This window comes from Brevibacterium sp. BDJS002 (genome assembly GCF_028201555.1).
In the GTDB taxonomy this organism is placed as follows: Bacteria; Actinomycetota; Actinomycetes; order Actinomycetales; family Brevibacteriaceae; genus Brevibacterium; species Brevibacterium aurantiacum.
This window is the reverse complement of the sequence record NZ_CP116392.1, coordinates 2,136,482-2,157,715: the sequence shown is the minus strand read 5'-3', so window position 1 is coordinate 2,157,715 and position 21,234 is coordinate 2,136,482. Positions and strand designations below refer to the sequence as shown.

At 62.3% G+C, this 21,234-nt stretch carries 16 protein-coding genes; 9 read left to right on the top strand and 7 right to left on the bottom strand.

Annotation, left to right across the window (positions count from 1 at the left end; translation table 11 throughout):
* Positions 1–23: 23 nt before the first annotated feature.
* Positions 24–377, bottom strand: coding sequence for a HesB/IscA family protein (locus PGC08_RS10120; RefSeq protein ID WP_009884650.1), 354 nt, complete (start codon positions 375–377; stop codon positions 24–26).
* Positions 378–386: 9 nt separating this feature from the next.
* Positions 387–1,835, bottom strand: coding sequence for a dipeptidase (locus PGC08_RS10115; RefSeq protein ID WP_271708366.1), 1,449 nt, complete (start codon positions 1,833–1,835; stop codon positions 387–389).
* 77 nt (positions 1,836–1,912) lie between these two features.
* Between PGC08_RS10115 and PGC08_RS10110 the strand changes: the two genes are divergently transcribed.
* Positions 1,913–2,473 (top strand): DUF3043 domain-containing protein, encoded by a 561-nt coding sequence (locus PGC08_RS10110; protein WP_236850376.1) that lies wholly within the window; start codon positions 1,913–1,915, stop codon positions 2,471–2,473.
* Here PGC08_RS10110 and PGC08_RS10105 read toward each other — a convergent pair.
* Positions 2,448–3,554: a quinone-dependent dihydroorotate dehydrogenase gene (locus PGC08_RS10105; RefSeq protein ID WP_096160710.1), complete on the bottom strand. Its 1,107-nt coding sequence runs from the start codon at positions 3,552–3,554 to the stop codon at positions 2,448–2,450. The genes PGC08_RS10110 and PGC08_RS10105 overlap by 26 nt on opposite strands.
* 162 nt (positions 3,555–3,716) lie before the next feature.
* On the opposite strand from PGC08_RS10105, the gene PGC08_RS10100 reads away from it, so the two are divergent.
* The 3 genes from PGC08_RS10100 (at position 3,717) to sucB (ending at position 8,634) form a co-directional block, all read left to right on the top strand.
* Entirely contained in the window at positions 3,717–5,207 is a 1,491-nt protein-coding gene (locus PGC08_RS10100) for a leucyl aminopeptidase (RefSeq protein WP_271708365.1), read from the top strand.
* Between the two features lie 152 nt (positions 5,208–5,359).
* Positions 5,360–6,748, top strand: coding sequence for a dihydrolipoyl dehydrogenase (lpdA, locus tag PGC08_RS10095; protein WP_271708364.1), 1,389 nt, complete (start codon positions 5,360–5,362; stop codon positions 6,746–6,748).
* Positions 6,749–6,768: 20 nt separating this feature from the next.
* Positions 6,769–8,634: a 2-oxoglutarate dehydrogenase, E2 component, dihydrolipoamide succinyltransferase gene (gene sucB / locus PGC08_RS10090; RefSeq protein WP_271708363.1), complete on the top strand. Its 1,866-nt coding sequence runs from the start codon at positions 6,769–6,771 to the stop codon at positions 8,632–8,634.
* A 112-nt stretch (positions 8,635–8,746) separates the two neighbouring features.
* Here sucB and PGC08_RS10085 read toward each other — a convergent pair whose 3' ends face one another.
* Entirely contained in the window at positions 8,747–10,270 is a 1,524-nt protein-coding gene (locus tag PGC08_RS10085) for a hypothetical protein (RefSeq protein WP_193069988.1), read from the bottom strand.
* Between the two features lie 178 nt (positions 10,271–10,448).
* Between PGC08_RS10085 and lipB the strand changes: the two genes are divergently transcribed.
* The 3 genes from lipB to PGC08_RS10070 are packed head-to-tail and all read left to right on the top strand — an operon-like array spanning position 10,449 to position 12,937.
* Positions 10,449–11,087, top strand: coding sequence for a lipoyl(octanoyl) transferase LipB (gene lipB / locus PGC08_RS10080; RefSeq protein WP_096160706.1), 639 nt, complete (start codon positions 10,449–10,451; stop codon positions 11,085–11,087).
* Between the two features lie 10 nt (positions 11,088–11,097).
* A complete protein-coding gene (gene lipA, locus PGC08_RS10075) occupies positions 11,098–12,150 on the top strand; it encodes a lipoyl synthase (protein WP_009884659.1) in 1,053 nt (350 codons plus the stop codon).
* A gap of 55 nt (positions 12,151–12,205) precedes the next feature.
* The gene (locus tag PGC08_RS10070; RefSeq protein ID WP_009884660.1) at positions 12,206–12,937 is read left to right on the top strand and encodes a DUF4191 domain-containing protein; all 732 of its coding nucleotides are present in this window, start codon (positions 12,206–12,208) and stop codon (positions 12,935–12,937) included.
* Positions 12,938–13,185: 248 nt separating this feature from the next.
* Here the strand turns inward: PGC08_RS10070 and PGC08_RS10065 are convergent, their stop codons facing one another.
* Positions 13,186–13,626, bottom strand: a complete 441-nt coding sequence (locus tag PGC08_RS10065; RefSeq protein ID WP_009884661.1) for an RDD family protein — start codon at positions 13,624–13,626, stop codon at positions 13,186–13,188.
* 143 nt (positions 13,627–13,769) lie between these two features.
* Here PGC08_RS10065 and glnA (PGC08_RS10060) point away from each other — a divergent pair, with 143 nt between their 5' ends.
* The gene (gene glnA, locus PGC08_RS10060; protein ID WP_009884662.1) at positions 13,770–15,194 is read left to right on the top strand and encodes a type I glutamate--ammonia ligase; all 1,425 of its coding nucleotides are present in this window, start codon (positions 13,770–13,772) and stop codon (positions 15,192–15,194) included.
* Positions 15,195–15,349: 155 nt separating this feature from the next.
* Positions 15,350–16,819 carry a mycothione reductase gene (locus PGC08_RS10055; RefSeq protein WP_271708362.1) on the top strand — a complete coding sequence of 490 codons (1,470 nt, stop codon included), beginning with the start codon at positions 15,350–15,352 and terminating at the stop codon, positions 16,817–16,819.
* A 9-nt stretch (positions 16,820–16,828) separates the two neighbouring features.
* Here the strand turns inward: PGC08_RS10055 and PGC08_RS10050 are convergent, their stop codons facing one another.
* Together PGC08_RS10050 and glnA (PGC08_RS10045) are read right to left on the bottom strand one after the other, a co-directional pair.
* Entirely contained in the window at positions 16,829–19,870 is a 3,042-nt protein-coding gene (locus PGC08_RS10050; protein ID WP_096161984.1) for a bifunctional [glutamine synthetase] adenylyltransferase/[glutamine synthetase]-adenylyl-L-tyrosine phosphorylase, read from the bottom strand.
* A 4-nt stretch (positions 19,871–19,874) separates the two neighbouring features.
* Complete coding sequence (glnA, locus tag PGC08_RS10045) at positions 19,875–21,233, bottom strand: type I glutamate--ammonia ligase (RefSeq protein ID WP_009885211.1); 1,359 nt, start codon at positions 21,231–21,233, stop codon at positions 19,875–19,877.
* Between the last annotated feature and the right edge of the window lies 1 nt (position 21,234).

Here is a 21,234-nt window from a genome sequence, read left to right as displayed (position 1 = left end):
AGGTCTGTTTCAGCGGTTCGGCATCAGTGGAACGAGTCACCGCATGCGCAGGATCCCCCGGCATTCGGATTGTCGATCGTGAATCCCTGCTTCTCAATGGTGTCGGCGAAATCGATGGTCGAACCGCCGAGGTAGGGCACGCTCATCCGATCAACGATGACCTCGACGCCGTCGAAGTCACGGACAGCGTCACCGTCGAGCTGGCGCTCGTCGAAGTAGAGCTGGTAGATCAGGCCGGAGCAGCCGCCGGGCTGAACGGCCACACGCAGACGAAGGTCATCGCGACCTTCCTGCTGCAACAGGCTGCGCACCTTCTCGGCTGCCGTGCTCGACAGTTCGACCTCGTGCGTGGCCATCGCTTCGTTCGTCACAGTCATGGTTACTCCTTATTTCGATCCTGCCTGTCTCCAGGCTACACCGCGGACAACGTAATAGTCAGCGAACCTATTCCCCAACAACCCGCATCCGTGTGCCAATTTCTGAAGAAGGAGTGCCTCTGCGACGATGGCCGCCTTGAAATCGGGCAGATACAGCGACTCATTGGCGCTGTGTGCCCTGGCGTCCGGGTCCTCGACTCCGGTGACCAAGATAGATGCCTGAGGGAACACGTCGAGGAGATCGGCGATGAACGGGATCGAGCCGCCGATGCCCATGGTCACAGAATCCTGCCCCCAGGCCTCGTTGAGCGCCTGCTGTGCGGTCTGCACCACAGGATCACTCATATCGGCTTGCCACGGGCTGCCGCCCTCCGTGTCTCCGATGGTCAGCTCGGCACCGAAGGGAAGATTCTCACGCAGGTGCCTCTCGACTGCTTCGACGGCATTGTCCGGAGTGTCACCGGGTGCCAGTCGAATCGACAACTTCGCCCGCAGGCTCGACTGGAGAGTATTCGACGACACATCGACGTCAGGGATGTCGAGACCGATGACGGTGATCGACGGCTGCGTCCAGAGACGCGAAGCCAATGATCCTGTGCCGATGAGCGCAGTCGAGTCGAGGACACCGGAGTCGTCCCGGATCGTCGACTCCTCGTAGTCGATCTCGCTCTGGGCCTGCGACTTCAGCCCGCTGACGGCAACCGAGCCGTTCTCATCATGGAGGCTGCTCAACACGCGAGTCATCGCCAGCATCGCATCGGGGACGATGCCTCCGTACATGCCCGAATGCACGGCGTGATCAAGCGTGGAGATCTCAAATTCGACCGCGCACATTCCGCGCAGACTCGTCGTCAGGGCCGGTGTGCCCGCCGCCCAGTTGCCGGAATCTGCCACGACGATGACATCTGCGGCGAGTTTGTCCTGGTAGGTCTCGAGGAAGTTGCGGAAGCTGGGGCTGCCGGCCTCTTCCTCACCTTCGATGAAGAGAGTCACACCTACGCCGAGGCGGTCCGACAGGAGACGAAGTGCAGTGAGGTGGACCATGATGCCGGCCTTGTCATCTGCGGCGCCACGGCCATAGAGCCGGTCCCCCGTTCTGGTGGCTGTGAAGGGGTCGGTAGTCCAGGCCTCAGACTTGCCTGGAGGCTGAACGTCATGGTGGGCGTAGAGCAGCACAGTCGGGGCTCCAGCAGGTGCCGGGACCGAGGCGACCACAGCCGGATAGCCCTCGGTTCCGTCTTCCTGAGCTGCGGTCAGGATTTCGACGTCGAGCCCGAGGTCGCGGGCGAGGCTGGCGACTGCTTCGGCGCTGGCTCGTACGTGTGCGGGATCGAAACTCGGCCACGCGACCGAGGGGATCGCCACAAGATCAGTCAGTTTGTCGATGACCTCGTCGAAAATAGTGTCGAGTTCGGCATGCAATTGGGCACTGTCAAGTGCTGAAGTCGATTCGCTCATTCTCCAAAGGTAGTATTCATTAGGTGTTCGGAAGCAAAAAAACTCATGAGGATGCGCAATCCTCCGACAATCGACCGGTGAACAATGACGGTTCACGCCCTGATGCTGCCCCGCAGCGTGAGGCTGAGCAGAAGAAAGGACGGCCGACGCCTAAGCGCAGCCAACAGGAATCGGTGCGTAAGCAGCCACTGGTGTCGAAGGATCGCAAGGTGGCGAACCAGCGGGCCAAGGAGCAGACGCGCAAGGACCGTGACCGTGCCCGCATCGGCATGATGAACGGCGAAGAGCAGTACCTGACTCGCCGTGACAAGGGGCCTCAGCGTCGTTACGTCCGCGACTACATCGACGCCCGATTCTCGATCGGAGAGCTGTTCATCCCTGCCGCTATTCTGATCCTGGTTGTGGCGTTCACCCAGCCCGTGGCCATTCAGCAGTACTTCACCTACGCGGTCTGGGGCCTGTTGGCGCTGGTCATCCTCGACGGTGTCATCGTCAACTACATCCTCAAGGGCCGGCTGCGCGCCAAGTTCGGAACCGTCGAACGAGGCCTGGCGTTCTACGCGATCATGCGCAGCGTCCAGATTCGGCCGCTGCGCATGCCCAAGCCACAGGTCAAGCGCCGCCAGTACCCCGAGTGAGCAGAGTTCTCGACCTTGCTCCACGGATGATCCGTCCTGGCCAGAACGGACCGGAATAGATCATCTCCGAATAGGATTGAACCAGATCAGCGCCCGCCGCAAGCCGGGCGCTGATGTCGTTGGCATCGACGATTCCCCCGACCGAGATGATGCTGAGGCGCTCACCCACGGTGGCTTTGACCAAGCGCAGAACCTCCATCGACCGAGGGGCCAATGGTCGGCCCGAGATGCCTCCGGCCTGACTGCGGGCGAAGTCAGCCTCCCGACCGGTGAGCACGTCCCGATCAATCGTGGTGTTGGTGGTGATGAGGCCGTCGACTCCTGCACGCATGGCCAGTTCACAGATATCGATGACGTCTTCGTCGCTGAGGTCGGGGGCGATCTTCACCAACAGGGGCACATGACCGAGCGTGGAGCGCGGAGCTGGGACCACCTCGGCGGCGGCAGAGCGCACGGCGTCGATGATGGGTTCCAGGCTAGACACGGACTGCAGGTCACGCAGCCCCGGAGTGTTGGGTGAACTGACATTGATGACGAGGTAGTCAGCCAGAGGTGCACAGAACCGCGCTGAACTCGCATAGTCCTCGACCGCATCGGCGGCGTCGACGACCTTGGTCTTGCCGATGTTGATCCCGATGAGCGGTCGCTGTCTCGCGGGTAGGGAGGCAATGGACTTCCGTTGCCCCTCGATGTTGAATGCGGCCTGCCGGGCGCCCTGATTGTTGAAGCCCATCCGATTGAGCAGCGCAATATTGTTGCGCAGTCGAAACAGTCGAGGCTTGTCGTTGCCGGGCTGAGCATGAGCGGTGATGGTGCCGACCTCGATGTGGCCGAAGCCCAGCGCCGAGAGCGCGCGAATCCCCTCACCGTTCTTGTCGAAGCCGGCAGCAAGCCCGAGGCGGTTGGGGAACCGCAGACCCAGGACATTCACCTCGTCTCGAGTGCCGCGGGCTAGGACCAGACGCAGCAGACGGCCCAGACCGGGGACGGAGTCGAGGATTTTCAGCGCTGTGAACGACACATGATGTGCACGTTCGGCATCCATAGGGGCGAAGAAGAGTTTGAAGATAAGTGAGTACACACCCACCAGAATATGCCAGGCGGTGACCCGAACGTCAGACGGGATAGTTGGCTGACATCAGGAATTCACGCAGATCCCTGCTCAGAACGGTCGCCGTTTATCCATCCCCCGCGAAATGGCATTAGGATCGATTCAACGTTCAAAGACGATGAAAGGGAATATATGCCCAGTGCATCCACGCCCACCGGCTACTCTTCGACCACCCTCGTGAAAGCCACCGCTTCCGTTCTGGTGCTGGGAGTCGCCGACGACAAGGTTCTCGGGCTCGAGACCGCAAAGTCCGCACGAACAGCCTTGGAAGACGTGGCTCGGGCCATCGAATTCTCCGGCAAGGCCGGATCCACGGCCCGCGTGGCCGCTCCCAAAGGGTTCTCCGCCACAAGCATCCTCTTAGTCGGACTCGGTGACTTCGACGCCACAGCACGCGGCACTGACGCCGCAGCAAAGTCACACGAGGTGCTGCGTCGCGCCGCAGGCAATGCCCTGCGCGCCCTCGACGGTGTGGATTCGATCGCCGTGGGCCTTCCGGCACTGAGCGCCGAAGCCATCGAAGCTGTCACCGTCGGTGCCGCACTCGGTGCCTACCGGTTCATCGACTACCGCAGCGAGGACTCAGACAAGGTGCCCGGCACCGTGACCATCCTCGGGCCCAAGAGCAAGGAGCACTCGGCCGCGCACGCCACCGGCGCCATCATCGCCGCAGCGACGAACCGTGCCCGCGATCTGGTCAACACGCCTCCCCTCGACCTCTACCCCGAGTCCTTCGCCCAGCGCGTCAAAGACCAGGGCAAGGAGCGAAAGCTCAAGGTCAGTGTCCTCGGCGAGAAGGAACTCAAGGCAGGCGGATACGGTGGAATCATCGGCGTCGGTCAGGGCTCGACCCGGGGACCGCGCCTGGTCAAGGTCGAGTACTCCCCCAAGGGCGCCGAACGCCATGTCAGCTTCGTCGGCAAGGGAATCACCTTCGACTCCGGCGGAATCTCCCTCAAGCCGGCAGCGAGCATGGAGGACATGAAGTCCGATATGGCAGGTGCCGCCGCTGTGGTTCAGGCCCTGTTCGCGATCGCAGACCTGGAACTGCCGGTCCGGGCGACTGCGTGGCTGCCGCTGGCCGAGAACATGCCAGGCTCGTCGGCCACCCGCCCCAGTGATGTGCTGCACATGCGAAGCGGCAAGACCGTTGAGGTCACCAACACCGATGCAGAGGGCCGTCTGGTCCTCGCCGATGCGCTGGCAGACGCCGACGCGGAGAACCCCGACCTCCTCATCGACGTGGCCACCTTGACAGGTGCACAGGTCGTGGCACTGGGCAATCGCACCTCCGGAGTCATGGGAGCGGAGAAGGCACGCAGCCTCATCACCGCCTCGGCGACGAAGGCCGGCGAGGAGATGTGGGCGATGCCCATCCCCGAGGAGATGCTCTCCGGCTTCGACTCGAACGCGGCGGACCTGAAGAACTCCGGTCCCCGACCCGGCGGAATGCTCGCAGCCGGCGCCTTCCTCCAGGAATTCGTCGGCGAGAAGGCCAACTGGGCGCACATCGACATCGCCGGACCGAGTTTCAACACGGGCTCCGCATTCGGCTACACGCCGATCGCTGCCACAGGGGCAGCAGTCCGGACTCTCGTCCAGGCAGCGAAGCAGGTGAACTGACAAAACAAGTTCTACGCGTTGTCGATGTGGACGTGATCATCCACACCTGTGTCCAAACAGACAGCGTGTGCTTTCGCCCTTGGCGAGAAAAGTGGAAAGATAGAAGGAAAGCTGCGTACGGCAGGCTTATTCACAGCTACGAGGAGTAATCCGTGAGTGACTCATTGACCTACGACCTTGTCGTTCTGGGCGGCGGAACCGGCGGCTATGCTGCCGCACTGCGCGCTGCAGAGCTCGACATGAAGGTTGCTTTGATCGAACGCGACAAGGTTGGCGGCACATGCTTGCACCGCGGTTGTGTTCCGACCAAGGCGCTTCTGCACGCTGCAGAAGTCGCCGACACGGCGAAGGAATCGTCGAACTTCGGCATTGACGTCGAATTCAAGGGCATCGACATTGAGAAGGTTCTTGACTACAAGGACAATGTCATCTCCCGCAACTACAAGGGCCTGCAGGGCCTGGTCAAGGCACGTGGAATCGACACGTACTTCGGCACCGGAAAACTCACCGGCAAAGACACGGTCGAGGTTGACGGTGAAGACGGCACGCACACCGTGACCGGCACCAACGTTCTCCTGTCGACCGGTTCGACGTCGAAGACCATCGGCCTCGACATCACCGAGCGCGTGATTACGAGTACCGAAGCTCTGCAGCTGAACAAGGTTCCCGAATCGGCGATCGTCCTCGGCGGCGGCGTCATCGGCGTCGAGTTCGCCAGCGTGTGGTCGTCGTTCGGAGCGAAGGTCACCATCGTTGAGGGACTCAAGCACCTCGTGGCCAACGAGGACGAGACGATCTCGAAGAACCTGGAGCGCGCGTTCAAGAAGCGCAAGATCGGCTTCAAGCTCGGCACCATGTTCAAGGGCGTCGAAGAGACCGCCGACGGTGTCAAGGTCACCCTCGAAGACGGATCGATCCTCGAAGCCGAGTACCTCCTCGTGGCTGTCGGCCGTGGCCCGGTCACCGACGGCTTCGGCTTCGAAGAGCAGGGCATCCCGATGGACCGCGGATTCGTCCTGGCCAACGAGCGTCTCCACACCGGAGTCGGCAATATCTACGCCTGTGGCGACATCGTTCCCGGCCTGCAGCTGGCACACCGTGCCTTCGGTCAGGGAATCTTCATCGCCGAGGAGATCGCAGGGCTCAACCCGGTTCCCGTTCTGGAATCCGGCATCCCCCGCGTGACCTACTGCGAACCCGAGATCTTCTCGGTCGGACTCTCGTCCAAGCAGGCCGAAGAGCAGTATGGCGCCGACAGTGTCGAGTCCCTCGAATACAACCTGGGTGGAAACGGCAAGTCCGTGATCCTGAACACCACTGGTCTGATCAAGGTCATCCGCGAGAAGAACGGACCTGTTGTGGGCATCCACGGCATCGGCGCTCGACTGAGCGAACAGGCCGGTGAAGCCCAACTGATCATCAACTGGGAAGCATTCCCAGAGGAAGTTGCGCAACTCATTCACGCTCACCCGACGCAGAATGAAGCACTCGGCGAGGCCCACCTGGCCCTGGCCGGCAAACCCCTGCACTTCCACTCTTAAGATCCGAGGAGACGAAAGACATGTCGAATTCCGTGCAGATGCCGGCTCTCGGTGAGTCGGTGACCGAAGGAACAGTCACCCGCTGGCTCAAAGAGGTCGGCGAAGAAATCGAAGTAGACGAGCCCTTGCTCGAAGTGTCGACCGACAAGGTCGACACAGAGATCCCCAGCCCTTACGCAGGTGTTCTCGAGAAGATCCTGGCCGACGAAGACGATGTCGTCGAAGTCGGTGGAGATCTTGCCTACATCGGCGACGGCAGCGGATCGGACTCCGCGGCCTCGTCTGAGGAAGATGACTCCGATGACGAGGATTCTTCTGAAGCGGCCGAAGCTCCCGAGCCCGCAGAGGCAGAGGAGACCGAGGCGGCCGAGGAATCATCCGCGGACTCAGCAGACGAACCAGCAGCTGAAGCACCGGCCTCGTCAGGCTCCGAAGGCGAAGGCACGGAGATCACCATGCCGGCGCTGGGCGAGTCCGTGACAGAAGGCACTGTGACTCGTTGGCTGAAGGAGGTCGGCGAAGAGGTTGAGGTCGACGAGCCTCTCCTCGAGGTGTCCACCGACAAGGTCGACACCGAGGTGCCCTCCCCCGTGGCAGGCATCGTGCAGGCACACCTGGCAGAAGAGGACGAGACAGTCGAGGTCGGCGAGCCATTGGCTCGCGTCGGCTCCGGCGCTCCTTCGTCCTCCGACTCGGGATCGACAGATTCCGGTTCGGGTGAAGCCGAGTCTTCCTCTGATGCAGAGGAAGAGCCGGCCGAAGAACCAGCTGAGGAGCCTGCTGAGGAAGAGGCTCCGGCCGAAGACGAGAAGTCTGAGCCTGCAGAAGAGGCACCGAAGCAGGAGACTTCTGCCCCGGCCGCTTCGAAGCCTGACGAGAAGAAGCCTGCTGAGAAGTCCGAAGGATCTGCATCGGTTCCTGCCGCTGCTGACACCGTCGGTGAGAATGCCGCATATGTGACTCCCCTCGTGCGCCGCCTGGCACGCGATGAGGGTGTCGATCTGAGCTCGGTCACCGGCACCGGCGTGGGTGGACGCATCCGCAAGCAGGACGTCGTGGCCGCAGCGGCCAACCGTTCGTCTGCTCCGGCAGGGTCTGCTGCTCCAGCAGCCGGCGGCGCGAAGGAGCCGTTCAAGCTCGAGATCCCCGAGGAGGCCGCCAAGCTTCGCGGCACCACGGAGAAGGCTTCTCGCATCCGCCAGACCATCGCCAAGCGGATGAGCGAATCCCTCGAGGTATCGGCTCAGCTCACCCAGGTGGTCGAGGTCGATATGACCCGCGTCGTCAAGCTGCGCAAGGCCAACAAAGAGGCCTTCCAGTCCAAGCACGGCTCGAAGCTGACCTACCTGCCGTTCTTCGGCAAGGCAGTCGTCGAGGCTCTCAAGCAGCACCCCAAGGTCAACGCACAGTACGATCTGGAATCTCAGCAGATCTCGTACTTCGACCACGAGCACCTGGCGATCGCAGTGGACACCCCACGCGGACTCCTGGTTCCTGTGATCAAGGATGCGGGTGACCTGAGTATCGCGGGGCTGTCGAAGTCCATTGACGATGTTGCGGACCGCACCCGCAACAACAAGATCATGCCTGATGAACTGTCCGGCGGAACGTTCACCATCACCAACATCGGCTCGGTGGGAGCACTGTTCGACACTCCGATCATCAACCAGCCGCAGATGGGTATTCTCGGCACCGGTACGATCGTGCGTCGCCCGATCGTCGTCAAGACTGAGGACGGCGAAGAGTCGATTGCCATCCGTGACATGGTCTACCTGCCGCTGACCTACAACCACCAGTTGGTCGATGGCGCGGATGCAGGACGATTCCTGCAGACGATCAAGGCTCGTCTGGAAGAAGGAAACTTCGAAGCGGACCTCGAACTCTGAGTCGCTTCATGAGCTGTCTCTCTCGGTGAGTCGCGAGACCCACCAAAGGGGCGAGAAGGGCCGGTCACAGTTGTGACCGGCCCTTCTCCATGTTCCCAGCGGCTGCGACTGTTCAGTCTTCGATCTCGGTGACTGTGCCGATCTTCCATTCGCCGGTGTGGGACTCCAGCTCGAACTCGACCTGGGTGGGCTCGAAGTCTGAGATCTCGCCGTCGACGGTCACTTTCGTCGACATCTGCGCGTCAACGAGGATGCGTGTCTCTGTCTGCTTGGTGATGACGAGGTCATCGACTTCGATCGTGTAGGCATTGCCGACGAAGGCCTGCAGGTCGAGCAGTTCATCGGCGGCTGCGGCCGCCGAGTCGGGAACGGTCAGTGCCGCCAGGGCCTGGTCGTCCCCAGAGCTCAGTGCCTCCGAGCGCCGTTGACAGAGATCCTCCAGGAGGTCGAGAATCTGAGTCTCGGAGAGCCGATCCACACCACCCTGGTCCAGGTCCGAGTCTCGATTCGGACTCTCCGCAGGAGACGGGGTCGATTCGTGGGAGGGCTTCGACTCGGCTTCGGCACCAGTCCCCTGAGTGGAACTGACTGAGGCAGGACTATCCCCCGAACTCCATGACCTGACCATGACGAAGCCTCCGATGACCGTGAGGCTCACAGCAAGGATGGCCCAGGTGCGTGTGCCGAACCTCCACCTTCGCTCACTTTGATCTCTTTCAGACAGTCGTCTGACCAAGCTGGACCTGTTCGTTGCCAGCCACGAGGTGACGAGCCTGAACCAGGATGGACTCCCTCGACTCCGACGGCTGCGACGCGTTCTCTGCCCCTTCCTGCGAGCGTGGTCGCGACTGGCGGCTCGCAGGCGGCCAGCCGCGCCATCTGTCTCAACCGACCGGGTGGAATCCGTGGTGGGCGCGGGAGGCTCAGGCAGCGCTCTCGGCGCGGAACGAGTATCGGCGCCGGGTGCCTTGGCCGCGCGCAGCCGAGCCGTCAGCGCCAACCCGGGATCGAGATCGCGTTCGGCAGGCAAAAGCGGAAGGGCACTCGGTGTCCCGGTTCGACGAAGAGTTCCGCTCACCTCGGCGAGGGTGGCGGACAGGCCGGTATCCGAGACTGATTCGTCCAACAGCTGCGCCACCAAGGTCTGAACGGGCTGGGAGAAGTCGGAGAGTGCAACGGTGACCGGCAGTGGACTCTGCGCCCACGGACGACCGTACGCCGCGTGATAGATCATCTCTCCGACGGCGAAGCGCATCGATGATGACTGGGTACGGCTGATTCCGGGAATGATCCGCGGGTGTCCATCGGCATCGAGTCCGATGCATTCGAGGCAGAGCCGAGACTGGGCATCGCTGCTGGACAGCAGTTCGTCGACGATCCCGAGGAAGAGCGTACGCAGCTCCCCCTCGACCAGTCCCTGGTAGGAGCGGACGGCATCGAGGACGAACCCGCCGGCGAATGGTTCGACGAGGAGAAGAGAGGTGGGGCCGCTGGGCAGAGCGACTTCGACGAAGCCGAGAGCCTGAGGGTGATCGACGTCGAAGCCTCGATGGGCGACTCCCCACAGCGTCCGGCCCTGTTCGTTCACGAGTCGGTAGATGTCATCAGAGACCGGTGATTGGAGTTCCCACGTCATTGTTCGTCATCTCCGTCGATGGATTGCGTGGCTTCATCAGAAACGTTCAGTAGTGTTTGTGTGCATTTAATACTGTTTGATGTTGGTCCGTATGTCAATAGCCGTGGGGTGCGCAAAGGTGTCGAGGCTCATCTCCTCTGAAATTGAACCCCCGGGACAAGAGACATAGTCTGGGTGCATGCCTCTGGTCACAGAAACGCTGGGTTTCGCGCCCGACTATTCGGATTATCAGCGAACCTGGGACTTGCAGAAGAGATACCACGAAGAAGTGCTCGCTGGAGATCGCGAATCTACGGTTCTCCTGCTCGAACATCCACCGGTCTACACGGCCGGGAAACGCACGGAAGACCATGAAAGACCCACCGACGGCACTGAGGTCGTCGACGTCGATCGTGGAGGGAAGATCACCTGGCACGGTCCGGGCCAGCTCGTGGCCTACCTCGTGTACAAACTCCACGATCCCAAAGAGGTCAGGCTCTTCGTATCGCAGCTCGAGGACTCGATGATCGAACTCCTCGCCGAATACGACATCGAAGCCACCACCGTTGAGGGACGCGCAGGAGTTTGGATCCTCGGAGACGGAACCCGCCGCGACCGGAAGATCGGGGCCATCGGCATCCGCATCCACGAAGGTGTCACCATGCACGGCCTGGCACTCAACTGCAGCAACGACCTGGCTGCCTACGAATCGATCATCGCCTGCGGTATCGCGGACGCCGACACCACGACCATGAGTGCAGAACTCGGCCGCAACGTGACACCTGAGGATGTCGCGAACCGCCTTGACGAGATCCTGCACAACCACATCACAGCCTAGGAGAATTGACGTGACCATAGCGCCAGAAGGCCGCCGCATGCTCCGTGTCGAGGCACGGAACTCAGAGACGCCAATCGAAGACAAGCCCGCCTGGATCAAGGCGAAGGCCCATATCGGACCCGAATACACCTCTCTGAAGTCGCTGGTCCGCAAGCAGGAGCTGCACACGGTCTGCGAGGAAGCCGGCTGCCCCAACATCTTCGAATGCTGGGAAGACCGTGAGGCGACGTTCCTCATCGGCGGCGAGCAGTGCACCAGGCGCTGTGACTTCTGTCAGATCGACACCGGCAAGCCTGCCGACTTCGATGCCGACGAGCCCCGTCGTGTGGCCGCCTCGGTGAGCGAGATGGGACTGCGCTACTCAACGATTACCGGCGTTGCCCGCGACGACCTTGAGGACGGAGGTGCATGGCTCTACGCGGAGACTGTGCGCCAGATCCACAACCTCGACTACTCCGACGGCAGCGGCACCGGTGTCGAACTCCTCATCCCGGACTTCAACGCCGAGCCGGATCAGCTCGCCGAAGTCTTCTCCTCTCGTCCTGAGGTGCTGGCTCACAACGTTGAGACGGTCCCCCGGATCTTCAAGCGCATCCGTCCGGCATTTCGCTATGAACGGTCTCTGTCCGTGATCACTCAGGCCCGCGATGCAGGTCTGATCACGAAGTCCAACCTGATGTTGGGCATGGGTGAGACGAATGACGAGATCATCGCAACTCTGCGCGACCTCCACGAGGCAGGTTGCGATCTCATCACGATCAACCAGTACCTGCGTCCCTCGCCTCGCCACCACCCCGTGACGCGGTGGGTCAAACCTGCCGACTTCGTCATGCTGCGCGATGCCGCGGAGGAGATCGGATTCTCGGGTGTCATGTCTGGTCCGCTGGTGCGTTCCTCGTACCGTGCCGGCCGCCTGTGGGCAACCGCGATGCGCCACCGGGGACAGCAGATCCCAGCCCATCTCTCGCACCTGGACAAGCACACTCCCGCGAAGCAGGAGGCTCAGGCCGTTGTGGATACATTCGGTCCGGGCGAAGAGGTAGACTTGACTGCTGAGCAATGAGAACGTTTGAGGCCCGGCCTCGACGTCGACACGCCATTCAAGAGCAAGTGAGAGCATGAGCGAAGAACCGCGCAAGGGACTTTTCCGCCGGAAGCCCAAGGACCCGAACAAGAAGCCGGGCCGTCTGGCGCAGATGAAGCAGGTCTATGAGCTGTCGGCCAAACACAATAAGGCCACTCCGTGGCTGCTGGCCGCAGCGATCCTCGGCTGCACACTGCTCGGCCTGCTGGCCGGGCTTCTGTTCGGTGGAGCGGTCTTCACCACGATCCTCGGCTTCATGGTGGGTCTGCTCCTCGGCATGTTCATGCTCGGTCGGTTCGCTGAGACTGCCGCCTTCGCACAGATGGATGGTCAGCCCGGAGCCTTCGGCGCCGTCCTCAACACCGCCCGCCGCGGTTACCTGATGGACGACAAGCCCATCGCCATCGATCCGAAGAGCCGTGACCTCGTGTTTCGGTCAACGGGTCGTGCGGGTGTCGTTCTGCTCAGCGAAGGACCGAAGGGACGCAGTGCGAAACTGCTGGCCAAGGAGAGGAAGCGTCACGAGCGCATTCTGCCCAACGTCCCGGTCCATACGTTCCAGGGTGGCAACGAAGAGGGACAGCTGAAGATGAAGCAGGTCGTTCCTGCCGTGCAGAAGCTGCCTCGTAAGCTCAATAAGACCGAGGTCCTGGCCGTGCGAAACCGCCTCGCTGCTCTCGGCACTCAGGGCACCCGTCCCCCGATTCCGAAGGGCATCGATCCGAACAAGGCTCGCCCGAATCACAAGGCGATGCGCGGACGCTGATCCAACCTGGCCTGACTTGAGCCAGCAGACGGCCACAGGGGACGACAGTCCTCCGGTTGCGCGAAGACTTCAAGTCTTGAACACAAAGCAGAGGGCACCGACTCGAATGAGTCGGTGCCCTCTGCCGTACCTGGACGGTGCGCTTACTGCTTTCGGCTCTCGGTCGATCCAGTCCTCGCCCCAGCCAGGTCGTCACCCAGGTTGTTCGTCACCGAGGTTGTTCGTCACCGAATCCGCGGCTCAACTGTTCAGCGTTTGAGAATGAGTGTGCCGGCAGCCAGATCATGGAGACCACGATTGTCGCGGTTAAAGATCAGCGCGGGGATGACGAGAACGACCAGAACCGTGCGGATGAGGGTCTTGACCAACCCAGGCATATGACCGTCGAGGCGACGGACTTCGATGCCGAAGATCCGGTGGCCCACCGTGTAGCCGAGCGTCGACACGAGCAGGAAATGCTCAAGGGCGAAGAGCCCGGGTACCAGAAACGGATTGGACGAACCGATGAGATTGGCGATGGCCAGGCACATGAACCAATCGACCATCAGTCCCAGCAGCCTTCGCCAGGCCGGAGCCACCGAATGAGAACCGGTCTCCGGCAAGCCCAAACGCCGGCCAGGCCAGTCTCCGTCTTCTCGTTCGATCTTGGGTCCCTCAAGCCAGGAGCCGAGGTCATCACGATTAATCACGGACTCAGCTTACCCAAGTCGATCCTGGACGAATCCTCAGGAAACATGCCCGAAACACGGACGACATCACCACTTCACCCGCTTGCAACTAAGATTGGGGGTGGTCAAGACAAACGACCACCATAACCTAACTAGGAGACTAAGTGTTCTCGTCTGCTGAAGAACTCGTCAACTACATCTCGGAGAACGACGTCAAATTCGTTGACGTTCGCTTCTGCGACCTCCCCGGTGTCGTCCAGCATTTCAACCTTCCAGCGGCCTCATACGGCACGGAAGAGATCACCGAAGGGCTGCTCTTCGACGGTTCCTCAATCACGGGCTTCCAGGGTATTCACGAGTCGGATATGAAGCTGCTCGCCGATGTCTCATCGGCCTACATCGACCCATTCCGTGAGGCCAAAACATTGGTCATCACTCACTCAATCGTCGATCCCTTCACCGATGAGCCCTACTCCCGTGATCCGCGCCAGGTTGCGGCCAAGGCCGAGGCCTACCTCGAAAGCACTGGAATCGCCGACACCGTATTCTTCGGAGCCGAGGCGGAGTTCTACCTCTTCGACTCCATCCGCTACCAGAACACCCCGGGCAGCAGCTTCTACAAGATCGACTCTGAGGAAGCCGCCTGGAGCACGGGCGAAGACGAGCCCGGCGGCAACCTCGGCTACAAGACCCCGTTCAAGGGCGGATACTTCCCTGTCTCACCCCAGGATAAGTTCGCCGACATCCGCGATCAGATGTCGCTGACGCTGGAGCAGATCGGTTTCGAGATGGAGCGGGCCCACCATGAGGTCGGCACCGCAGGTCAGCAGGAGATCAACTACAAGTTCAAGACCCTGCAGCATGCCGGCGATCAGCTCCTCGACTTCAAGTACGTGATCAAGAACACCGCCTACGAACTCGGCAAGTCGGCCACCTTCATGCCCAAGCCGCTCTTCGATGACAACGGTTCGGGCATGCACTGCCACCAGTCGCTGTGGAAGAACGGTGAACCGCTGTTCTACGACGAGAACGGCTATGGTGGGCTCTCCGATCTGGCTCGCTGGTACATCGGCGGCCTCATCGAACACGCAGGCGCAGTGCTGGCCTTCACCAACCCGACGATCAACTCGTACCGTCGTCTCGTGCCCGGATACGAAGCTCCCGTCAACCTCGTCTACTCGGCTCGCAACCGCTCCGCCGCGATCCGCATCCCGGTCACCGGCAGCTCGCCGAAGGCCAAGCGTCTCGAGTTCCGCGTGCCGGACCCGTCGACCAACCCCTACTTGGCCTTCTCGGCCCAGCTGATGGCCGGCCTCGACGGAATCCGCAATCGCATCGAGCCCCCGGAGCCCATCGACAAGGACCTCTACGAGCTCCCACCAGAGGAGGCCAAGGACATCAAGCTGGTCCCCGGCTCCCTCGATGAGGCGCTCATCGAGCTCGAAAAGGACCACGACTTCCTCACCGCGGGCGACGTCTTCACCTCCGACCTGATCGAGACGTGGATTCGGATCAAACGGGAGAACGAGATCGACGTTGCACGTCTGCGTCCGACTCCGACAGAATTCGAGCTCTACTACGGACTCTGAGCCACGGCCCCAGGGCCCGCGGATTGCCGCAGAGCAGGTGAGCCACGGACTGAGGGAATACAGTGGGGGCGTCACGGGTTTCACCCGTGGCGCCCTTCAGTGCATCTGACCAGGGCCGCATTCGATTGTGACCACAACTGATACAGGGATGGACAATGACGCATTTCGATCTCCTACTGATCGGCACAGGGTCGGGGAACATGTTCCTCGACGACCGCTTCTCCGACCTCAACGTGGCGATTGCTGAGGAGTGGCACTTCGGCGGCACCTGCCTCAACGTCGGGTGCATTCCCACGAAGATGTTCGTCTATCCCGCCACAATCGCCGAACAGGCAGCCGAGGCGAACCGCTACAACCTCTCGACCGACTTTCACGGCGTGGATTGGCCCGCGCTGCAGAAACGCATCTTCGACCGGGTCGACGCCATCGAATCCGGAGGTCGGGACTACCGCAGCGGCGACCGGCAACCCAATGTGAGCGTCGTCGCCGAACACGTCGAGTTCGTCGGAGAGAAAACGGTGCGAACGGCCTCAGGTGAGACGATCACAGCCGATCGAATCGTCATCGCGGCCGGGGCCTCCCCCGTCATCCCCGAGGCCACAGGACTCGAGCCGAAGCTGGTGGACACCGATGGCTACCCCGTCTTCACCTCCAACTCGATCATGCGCATTCCCCAGAGACCCGAACGCCTGGTCATCATCGGGTCCGGCATCATCGCCATGGAGTTCGCCCACGTCTTCGCCGGACTCGGCACCGAGGTGACCGTGATCGCCCGTGGTCCACGTCTGCTCGGCACCATCGATGAGGAAGTCTCAACGGAGTTCACCGAACTCTTCGAACGCAACCATACTGTCCACCGCGGAGCAGAGGTGGCGTCCTACAGCTTCGACAACGACCAGGTGAGCGTGACACTGCGACCCAGCGGCCGCCTCGGCGATGTCGATCTGCCTGCGCAGCTGGACGCGGATGCGGTTCTCATCGCCACCGGGCGCACACCGAACACCACGAGCCTGCGCGTGGGCGACGCCGGTTTCGACATCCTCGATGATGCGCGACTCAGCGTCGACTCACGTCAGCGCGTGCTGTCCCAGGGCCGTCCGGTTCCCGGCGTGTTCGCCCTCGGCGACATCAGCTCGCCGCACCAGCTCAAGCACGTCGCCAATCACGAAGCTGCCGTCGTCGGTGACAACCTGGCCGTGGACGTGGCAGCCGGTGCACCGGGAAGCGGCGCCGAGGCGCAGCTGCGGGAGGTCAACCATCACGCCGTTCCCGGTGCGGTGTTCACCTCGCCGCAGGTCGCCTATGTCGGCATCACCGAGGAGGAAGCCCGGCGGGCCGGCCATGACGTGAGCGTGAAGGTGCAGAAGTATGCCGACGTGGCCTACGGGTGGGCGATGGCCGATGACCCCGGGATCGTGAAGATCGTCGCCGACCGTGCAACGCGCAAGATCCTGGGCGCGCACATCGTCGGTCATGAAGCGTCCATGATCATCCAGCCGCTGATCCAGGCGATGGCGTTCGACCAGCGAGCCGACGAGGTGGCCAAGGGACAGTACTGGATTCATCCGGCTCTGCCTGAGGTCGTTGAGAACGCGCTGCTGGGCCTGGAGTTCAACGACGCCTGAGGACGGGCGTCAGAAGCCGTAGAAGTGTTCCTCCATGATGTTCCTGGCATGGCGGGTGGTGCGCAGATAGTCGTCTTCGAGTTCGTGACCGCCACCCGCCGGATATCCGAGCAGCCGGGCCGTGGCCTCCAGCTCGAAGTGCTCCTCCGGCAGTGATTGGGCGGTTCGCCCTCGATACAGCATCACGGCTGAGCGGACGTTGGTGGCCAGCTGCCATGCGGCCGCCAGCTCCTCGGCATCATCCGTGGGGATGAGCCCTTCCTCGGCTGCGACACTGAGGGCTGTCAGCGTCGATGTCGTGCGCAGGCCAGGAATCCTGTGGGCGTGCTGAAGCTGCAGGAGCTGGACGGTCCACTCGACGTCGGAGAGGCTGCCTCGGCCGAGCTTGAGGTGGCGACGTTTGTCCGCATTGCGGGGCAGACGCTCGTCCTCCATCCGTGCCTTGAGGGTGCGAACCTGCGTCAGCGACTTCGTCGGCATCTCCACCGGATAGCGCAGCGGATCGATCAGCTCCGTGAAGTCTTCGATGAGGCCGGAGTCACCGGCGACCGGACGCGCCCTCAGCAGCGCCTGCGCCTCCCACGGTTGGGACCACTTCGCATAGTAGGCCCGGTAGGACGAGAGCGCACGGACCAAAGGCCCGTTCTTGCCCTCCGGACGCAGATCTGCGTCGAGATCCACACCCTGCGCGGCATCGCTGGCCTTGAGTCGGCTCCCCAACCCGAGGGCAACCTTGTTGACGTGCTTGCTCAGCTTGGCCTTATCCTCGGCACCCAGCTCCTCACCGACGGAGCGGAAGACGAAGGTCACATCAGCATCGGAGAAGTACCCGATCTCATTTCCGCCCCAGCGGCCCATTGCGATGATCGCGAACTCGTAGGGCGGAGTCTCTGGCCCATCGAGGTCAAGCCGCACGGCCTGCAGCGCACCGCTGACCGTCAGATCCATCAGGGCAGAGAGATCGCCGGGGATTTCGGCTCGATCGCCGACATCGAGGACATCGCGCAGAGCGATGCGCAGAAGTTCACGACTGTAGGTTTCGCGTATCGGTGTGATCGACGCTGCCCCATGCCGTTTGAGCAGCCCTGCGACCTCGGCGGCAAGTGCCTTCGAATCGCGGGACTTGAGGTTGTCGAAGTTGTCCAACCAGGCAACGGCGGCAGGCTGGCGCAGCAGCAGTTCGCTGGCATAGCCGGACAGCGAGAGGACCTCCGCTACGGACTTCGCCGCCAGTCCGGAGTCCCGGAGCATCTTGAGGAACCAACCGGATGATGACAGTGAGTCTGTGAGCCGACGAAATGCCAACAGCGCGGCATCGGGACTGACACCGTCTGAGAACCAGTCCAGCAGCGCCGGCAGGACCTGCTTGATGACCAGCGCGGTGCGCGACATACCAGACGTCAGCGCTTTGATGTGGGCCAGAGCCCCCTGCGGGTCGCGGTACCCGAATGCCTGGAGCCGATCGGCGGCAGCCTGCATGCTGCTGCCGCGATTGTGTGCATCGACCACGGCACCGTGGACGCCGACCGCCGCATCGAGGATGGGGCGGTAGAAGATCTGCTCGTGGAGGCGGGTGACCTGTTTCGCGTAGTCCTTGCGGGTGTCCTCCAGCCGGGCGCCGGTGCGTGAACCCGAGGTGAAGACCGAGCGCGCGAGAATGCGCAGCTTCTCATCGTCGTCGGGGATGAGTGCATTGCGCAGCATCCGCGGAATCTGGACCCGGTGTTCGACCACGCGCATGAAACGGTAGGCGGAGGAGAAGACGTAGGCATCCTCTTTTCCGATGTACCCGTGCTCTCCCAACTCCTCCAACGCCACGAGAGTATTCGGAGTCCGGATCTCCTCGTCCGTGCGCCCGTGGACGAGTTGGAGCAGCTGCGCGGAGAACTCCACGTCACGCAGTCCCCCACGTCCGAGCTTGATCTGCCTGGGCGCCTCGGCGGCGGGAATGAGGTCCACGACACGACGACGCATCGAACGGATTCCGTCGATGAATCCCTGCCTGCTGGCGGCCTCCCACACGAGCGGCAGGAGCGTTTCGACGAACTCCTCGCCCACTCCCACATCACCGGCCACGGGCCGTGCCTTGAGAAGAGCCTGGAACTCCCAGTTCTTTGCGATGTCGGCGTAGTAGCGCGTGAACTCGGACATGGTGCGCACCAATGCCCCCGCTTTGCCTTCGGGGCGCAGCGCGGTATCGACCTCCCACAGGGCAGGTTCTGCTCCGGCGTCGGAGAGGATGCTGCGCATACGTTGGGCCAGTTCAGTGGCCAGTTCGCGCTGTTCATCGTTCGTCGAGGAGTCGAGGACGAAGACCACATCGACGTCTGAGACATAGTTGAGTTCACGAGCCCCAGTCTTGCCCAGGGCGATCACCGCAATGCGAACCGTGCCCTGAGGATCGAGCTCTGCCCGGGCGATGGCCAGTGCGGCATCCATCGCCGCCGCCGCCAGGTCAGAGAGCACAGCCATCACGTGGTCGACGATCTCCTCGGGCGCCTCGGCGACGAGATCATCGGCGACCAGCCGCAGCTGGGCATCGCGATAGGTGCGACGAAGGTCCTTGATCGCCTCATCGCCGAGGTGGTCCGCCGTAGGCGCCGGTGAATCAGGGTCGGCGCCCACGGCGCTCAGCAGATCTCTGCGCAGCGCTGCCGCCGAAGCCGCCGGGGTGGAGATCATGAGGAACGGTGACTGCTCCACCAGCTGCGGCAGAGACTCAGGATGCCGCACGAGGTGGTCGACCATCGCTTCTGAGGTGCCCATGACCGCCAGCACTCGACGCAGCAGCGCACGGTCGAGTTCGTCCTCAGCCAGATCCTCCCCGGCCCCGGAACGGATGGCGGACAGGAACTGAGGTGCCGACTCCCCCGCCGCCTCCAGGACCCGGAGCAGGCCCAGTGCGGCCGCGTGGGGATCCGGGGTCGCTTCGAGGAGATCGATGAACCGAGAATCGGTGGCCAGAGGCTCGCCGACGAGCTCATCGATCTCATCGAGGAAGCGGGCCGCTGACGAGGAGACGACGGAGGTGCGCGAAGTGATTCGTGCCATGGGTCTACATCGAGGTGAAGTGTTTGCTGAGCTCGAACGGCGTCACCTGAGCGCGGTAGTCATTCCATTCCTGTCGTTTGTTGCGCAGGAAGAAATCGAAGACCTCCTCGCCCAGGGTCTCTGCAACGAGATCGGACTGCTCCATGATCTCCAAGGCGTGCGACAGACTGGTCGGCAGGGCCTGAATTCCCATGGCCCGGCGTTCCGTGTCCGAGAGCTGCCAGACGTTGTCCTCTGCCTCCTCTGGCAGTTCGTAGTCCTCCTCGATGCCCTTGAGCCCCGCGGCGAGCAGGAGCGCATAGGACAGATACGGGTTTGCCGAGGAGTCAAGGGCCCGGTACTCGATGCGAGCCGAAGAGGACTTGCCCGAGTTGTACTGCGGCACCCGGACCAGCGCGGACCGGTTCCGATGTCCCCACGAGATATAGGACGGGGCCTCATGACCGGTCCACAGTCGCTTGTAGGAGTTCACATGCTGGTTCGTCACCGCGGTGATCTCCGCGGCGTGGGTGAGGACTCCGGCGATGAACTGCCTGCCGGTCTTCGACAGCTGGTACATGGCCCCGGGCTCGAAGAAGGCGTTGTTCTCACCTTCGAAGAGCGAGACGTGTGTGTGCATTCCGCTGCCTGGATGATCATTGAGGGGTTTGGGCATGAACGAGGCGTACACGCCCTGGGAGATCGCCACCTCCTTGATCACCGATCGGAAGGTCATGATGTTGTCGGCCATGGTCAGGGCGTCTGCGTAGCGCAGGTCGATCTCGTTCTGACCTGGTCCGGCCTCGTGGTGTGAGAACTCCACGGACAGCCCCATGGCTTCGAGCATGGTGACTGCCGAGCGTCGGAAATCGTTGGCTGTCCCGCCGTTGACGTGGTCGAAGTACCCTGCGGTGTCGACGGGGATGGGAGTCGTGCCCTCGAGGATGCCGCTGACGGGATCGAGGTTGGACGTCTGGAAGAGGTAGAACTCGATCTCCGGGTGAACATAGAAGGAGAAGCCCTTCTCGGCAGCCTTCGCCAGCGTCCGTTTGAGGACATTGCGCGGATCGGCCTGCGCCGGCTCGCCCCCGGGCACATGGATGTCGCAGAACATCCTCCCCGTGGGTTCCTTCTCTCCGCGCCAAGGCAGCAGCGAGAAGGTCGAAGGGTCCGGCTTGAGCACCATATCGGCCTCATAGACACGTGAGAGTCCTTCGACAGCGGAACCGTCGAACCCGATCCCCTCGGAGAACGCCCCCTCGAGTTCTGCGGGAACGACCGCGACGGACTTCAGGCCCCCGAGGACGTCGGTGAACCAGAGCCGGATGAAGCGGACTTCACGATCCTCGACGGTGCGAAGAACGAATTCTTCCTGACGCGACATT